Source organism: Corynebacterium gottingense, from assembly GCF_003693265.1.
Classification (GTDB): Bacteria; Actinomycetota; Actinomycetes; order Mycobacteriales; family Mycobacteriaceae; genus Corynebacterium; species Corynebacterium gottingense.
Window position 1 is genome coordinate 1 of record NZ_RDRE01000049.1, and the last position, 4913, is coordinate 4913.

Below are 4913 nucleotides of genomic sequence, written 5' to 3' on the forward strand. Positions count from 1 at the left end.
GCATCGACCCCGGTGAACGTCACTCGTTGGAAATTCGGCGCGACACGTTCACTACGGAGGACGGTTGCAAGGAAAGGCCTAAAACTCACCCTGCAGACTATATAGGATTGCCTTACCTAAAGGAAGACTGCGGGGCGGTAGGTCTGGTACCCGCAAAAACAGTTCGAGTTGCAGGAAAGATCACGCGATATGTCAATGAACGACAGAGTCATTAATGCTACGCCCGGCCCGAATACCACCCGTGAGAATCTCGTTGTCGTCCGACAGATCGAAGCTATCCGCGTGGCGTTACGATTATTCGACAGGCAGTTAGAAGCTACTGCCAAGGAGGCGCTCGATTCAACGTCTAGAACAGTCTCCTTGGACGTGCCGAGAAAACGATTCCTCGAAGAACTCACGAGCATCCGCAAAGGGCACCGGTACGAAAAGATCCGCCAGGAGGCAATGCGGTTTAAACCCCGCAATGAACGTGAATCTTTAGCCAAGGGCGCTACTACCGGGGATTCTACGTCCCGGTCAATGACAGACAAGCACCTGAAGAAGGCACCCATCGTTAGCGACGATGGCGCCGTCGTCGGCATCATCAGCCGCTCCGACATCAATCGGTACCTCGTCTCGACGTTTGTGCCGGTCGCTGGGTAGCGCAACGGGCCGGAGTCGGAGAGTTGTTTAAAACAACTCCAAACAACTCTGAAACAACTTCGCCTCACAATATCCCCAAAATTACGCCATCTCCCCAGTTCAAAACAGCTATCAAGAATTGTTCTGAGTTGTTCTGAGTTGTTCAGAGTTGTGCATTACTCACCGCATTACCCTGACAACTCACGCCGCGCGAGACTCCTGGGCCCCGCGCCACGTGATCGCGCCGGCCGCAGCAATCAACGCGATGCCCACCGCCATGGACCACGTGATCTGGTCACCGGAGAAGGCCCAGCCCAGGATCGCCCCGATGACTGGATCCAGCGCGAAAAGCGTGCCGACAACCGCCGCCGAAACAATGCCGGCGGCGACCGTGTCCAGCACGTAGGGAACCACCGCGCCGATAAAGCCTGCGGGACCTAGCCCGCACCAACTCGAAGCAGATTCGGGGTCCAAAGTGGCTTTGGACCCCGATCATCGGCGCGGTGAACACGCTGGGTTGGGTCGGCTACTTCCTCATCGGGAAAAATCGTTAGTTGCTGAACCTGTGCACCGGGGCGGGCTCGTGGCACGCCTACGTCGAGTCCAAGTAGGCGGTTGACCAGCGCCTTTACGCCTCCGAGCTGCCGGTCACCATTCTCGGTCTCACCCGCCTCACCGATGAGCCTTCCAAGGGCATTTCACTTCTCGACGCCCCCCCGCAACCCCGAATCCACCACCTCCCGCGAGCTTGTTGCCGAGGTGATCGTGGAGGTCGTGAACCGCGAGGACCTGCTCCAGCCAAACCGATTTGAGTTCGATGACGGCGACGACGTCCCCAAGATTTAACTGAACGCTCCGAAAGATTTGGCAAGCCGGGTAAACGCTGTCGCGTCTTTGGGCACCGTCGCACCGCGGCGGACAACTGCGGAGATGCTGCGCTCGAACGCGACTTCTGTGGCTACGATCGCCGCCGCCCCCAAAGCAACCTGATCCAGCACGGCGCTCCGGGGAATGATCGCGGGTGCTCCGAGGGCGATCATCCCCGCGCGTTGCGCAGACAAAGAGCCGAACTCGCCGGCTGGGTCGGCGAGTTCTCCCAACTCCTCTTCGATCACCCGGCGCGTTCCTGACCCCGGTTCTCGAACTATGAGTGGGGTTGCGCGCAATTCTTCTCTGCTCACCGACTCTCTGTTGGCCCACAGGTGATGCGCGGGGACCGCAAGCACTAGTTCGTCTGAGCACAGCACCGTCTCGATGAGATCATGTCGGGGCGTACCACCCTCTACGATCCCAAGCCCAGCGATACCGGTAGCAACGAGTTCGCGAACGTCTTGGGAATTCCCATGGGCCATAGTGAGTTTGACCTTGGGATGCGCATCACGAAACGCGGCTGCCCATACCGGGTAGTGGATCTCCGCCACTGTGTTGGACACGGCCACAGTCAGGTGTCGTGCGAGGTTGTCAGCGCGTGCCTGCTCAACATTGTGAGCAAAATCAGCGCACGCTGTCAGCAGTGCAGGTACCGCCTCGAGTACCACCTCGCCACTCTCGGTGGCCTTGATCCCATATGGGGAGCGCTCGAAAACGGTGACTCCAAGCACCTGCTCAGCGCGAGAGACCCTAGTTGACAGTGTCTGCTGGTTCATTCCCATGTCCCTAGCGGCGCGGGAGATGGATCCCGCGCGCGATACAGCGAGGAGCGCCTCAAGATCTGTTATCGCAGGTAGTTTTGGGTACATGTGAGCATGGTAACCCGCACATGCACTCTCGTCATCTTGGTTTCACATCCTGCAGCGTTAGCGTGAGGTGCATGACAAGTACGCGTCCCCAGACACAGCCAAGTTCGAATCTGCCTTCACCGGGTCCTGCGTGGGCTGGGTCACTGATGGGCACCTCAATTCTTGCCACGTTAAGCAATATGCATGGAGTGCCGATCGTTTCGCCGCTGCTCTTGGTACTCGGTGTCGGGATACTGTGCACTCTGGTGGCGGGGTGGTGGCACTATCGTGAACCTGGGTTTAGCTCGCAGTCGATGTCGCAGTGGGGAATGACGTCCATGGGAATTCTGGCGCTGGGTTCTGCCGCAACCGGGATCAGCGGAGCAGTGCATTGGCAACTCGCTTCGTGGTGGATCGGGGCGCCGCTTAGCTGGGTGGTGTGCATAAAACAACTACAGAAGTTTTCAGGCGCCCCCACCTTCCAGTGGGGCCTGGCCCTTGTGTCGCCTATGGTGGCGGCCACAAGCGCAGCTCAGCTCGCCAGCTACGTTGAGGCTCACAGCACGTTCGCCGCGGGTCTGTTCCACGCAGCTGGAACTGCCTCGTTCATTCTCGCGCTTGTCACCGCTCTGCCCATCTTTGCGCGGTGTTATGTAGCCGCTGCGCGAAGACATCTCTCCATCCCGCCGACGATGGGTGGAACGGCATGGATTCCGCTGGGTATTGTCGGGCAATCAACGGCAGCAGCACAGCTGCTGTTCAGCGAACAAGTCGGTGCCGCATATGGGGCTACGATGTTCATTCTTGGAATCGGCCCGATGATGTATGCGGCCCGGCACTTCTCACGCACCGTGAGCCGGTGGGCGGCCTACACGCCAGGTTGGTGGGGGTCAACATTTCCCGTTGGCACGCTGAGCCTCGGAACGCACTTCTTGTCCCAAACTACTGGTGCTGTCTGGCTAAACGGCGTCAGTCAGATGCTGCTTGTTGTTTTGGCACTGCACTGGATGGTGTGCGCGGTTCGCTTCATTGTTTGGCTGATTCACGAGCGCAGTACGCAACAAACGCCCGCACCAGGCCATTAGCGTAAGCCACATCATGATTGGGTAAATCCGCCACGATGCGGGCGTACTCCTCGAGCGGGAAATAGCCGTAGTCGTAGTAAAAGGCTATGCGCGTACGCATTAACCCCAGCTCATACCACTACAACCGCACACCCGGAGATCACAATCGTGCCCCACATCGAGCCATGCACGTGTGGCGCTGCGGATACGGAGAAGGGCGCGAGCACGAGCGCCGCGACGACCACCGACAGCGCGAGGTCCGGCATTCCGCCACCCTCAGTACTGCCCATACGGGCAGCGAAGAGGGTGTAGGCACCAATGAACACCGCACCGACTGCGGCGTAACCAATACCAATAACGTCGAGGTCGTTGGAGGGCTGCGCGATGAGGGCAACACCCACGAACGCAGCGATGGCCCACAGTCGGGAGCGCCACATCTTCAGGCCAAGAAAGGACACGACGCAGGGGCCGAGGAAGTCGATGGTCACGGCCACGCCCTGCGGAAGCCTCGCGATGGCTTGGTAGATCATCATGCTCATCATGCCCATGGCTACGCCGTAGACCACGATGTTGATCGCCCGAACGCGGGTCATGCCGGTCAAGCGGGGTCTAAACAGTGCCACCATGATCACGGCAGCTGCGGTCATGCGCAGGCCCGAGACCCCGGCGCGCCAACCGTCGACAGCATGTCTGTCACCAGCACCGCCGCAGCCTGGATGCCGATCGAGCCGATGAGCACCAGCACAACTGGTGCTACCGGAAGGCCGAGGAAGGCCTCTAGGCCCCGCCGGGGAGCCACTCGCTGTCTCTGCTCACAGGACACCCATGCAGGATTAGTGCCCGCGCGCCTGGTTCAACGCCTCGCCGTCCTCGAAGTGCGGGCGCAGGTGGTTATCAAACAGGGACAGCGCCGCGCCGATGGCCATGTGCATGTCCAAGTACTGGTAGGTGCCCAGGCGCCCGCCGAAGAGCACCTTGTTCTCGCGGGACTCCTCGGCAGCAAGCTCGCGGTACTTCTTCAGCTTGTCGCGGTCCTCGGGCGTGTTGATCGGGTAGTACACCTCGTCGCCGTCCTCGGCGAAGCGGGAGAACTCCTTCACAATCACCGTCTTGTCGGCAGGGTATGCCTCCTGCCGCTCCGGGTGGAAGTGGCGGAACTCGTGGATGCGGGTGTACGGCACGTCCGCGTCGTTGTAGTTCATCACCGGTGTGCCCTGGAAGTCACCGGTCTCCAGCACCTCGCGCTCGAAGTCCAGGGTGCGCCAGCCCAGGTGGCCCTCGGCGTAGTCGAAGTACTGGTCCACGGGCCCGGTGTAGACCACGGGGGCGTCGGGGGATTCGGCGCGCAGCTCATCGCGGACGTCGAAGTAGTCGGTGGACAGGTGGACGTCGATAAGCTCATGCTCCGCCATCTTCTCCAACCAGGCGGCGTAGCCGTCGACCGGCAGGCCCTCGTAGGTGTCGTTGAAGTAGCGGTTGTTAAAGGTGTAGCGGACCGGGAGGCGGGAGA

8 protein-coding genes are annotated in these 4913 nt (G+C 60.3%); 4 read left to right on the forward strand and 4 right to left on the reverse strand.

Translation table 11 applies throughout. The features are described 5' to 3' along the window. Nucleotides 1-519 precede the first annotated feature (519 nt). The gene (locus EAW56_RS13075) at nucleotides 520-642 is read left to right on the forward strand and encodes a CBS domain-containing protein (RefSeq protein ID WP_233127017.1); all 123 of its coding nucleotides are present in this window, start codon (nucleotides 520-522) and stop codon (nucleotides 640-642) included. 180 nt (nucleotides 643-822) lie between these two features. Here the strand turns inward: EAW56_RS13075 and EAW56_RS11010 are convergent, their stop codons facing one another. Continuing rightward, nucleotides 823-1035: an EamA family transporter gene (locus EAW56_RS11010; protein WP_233127016.1), complete on the reverse strand. Its 213-nt coding sequence runs from the start codon at nucleotides 1033-1035 to the stop codon at nucleotides 823-825. A 47-nt stretch (nucleotides 1036-1082) separates the two neighbouring features. On the opposite strand from EAW56_RS11010, the gene EAW56_RS13180 reads away from it, so the two are divergent. Beyond that, a complete protein-coding gene (locus EAW56_RS13180; RefSeq protein WP_353959756.1) occupies nucleotides 1083-1175 on the forward strand; it encodes a hypothetical protein in 93 nt (30 codons plus the stop codon). A gap of 124 nt (nucleotides 1176-1299) precedes the next feature. Then, a complete protein-coding gene (locus EAW56_RS12765; RefSeq protein WP_167457434.1) occupies nucleotides 1300-1467 on the forward strand; it encodes a hypothetical protein in 168 nt (55 codons plus the stop codon). Here EAW56_RS12765 and EAW56_RS11020 read toward each other — a convergent pair. Beyond that, a complete protein-coding gene (locus tag EAW56_RS11020; RefSeq protein WP_095535996.1) occupies nucleotides 1464-2360 on the reverse strand; it encodes a LysR family transcriptional regulator in 897 nt (298 codons plus the stop codon). The two genes, EAW56_RS12765 and EAW56_RS11020, sit on opposite strands and share 4 nt — an antisense overlap. A gap of 71 nt (nucleotides 2361-2431) precedes the next feature. Here EAW56_RS11020 and EAW56_RS11025 point away from each other — a divergent pair, with 71 nt between their 5' ends. Continuing rightward, nucleotides 2432-3424: an SLAC1 family transporter gene (locus EAW56_RS11025; RefSeq protein WP_095535995.1), complete on the forward strand. Its 993-nt coding sequence runs from the start codon at nucleotides 2432-2434 to the stop codon at nucleotides 3422-3424. Between the two features lie 110 nt (nucleotides 3425-3534). On the opposite strand, the gene EAW56_RS11030 is transcribed toward EAW56_RS11025, so the two are convergent. Together EAW56_RS11030 and EAW56_RS11035 are read right to left on the reverse strand one after the other, a co-directional pair. Next, on the reverse strand, nucleotides 3535-4050 hold the full coding sequence (locus EAW56_RS11030; RefSeq protein WP_233127014.1) for an EamA family transporter: 516 nt from the start codon (nucleotides 4048-4050) through the stop codon (nucleotides 3535-3537). Nucleotides 4051-4236: 186 nt separating this feature from the next. Next, a partial coding sequence (locus EAW56_RS11035; protein WP_279629701.1) for a UDP-galactopyranose mutase occupies nucleotides 4237-4913 on the reverse strand: 677 nt, incomplete at its 5' end.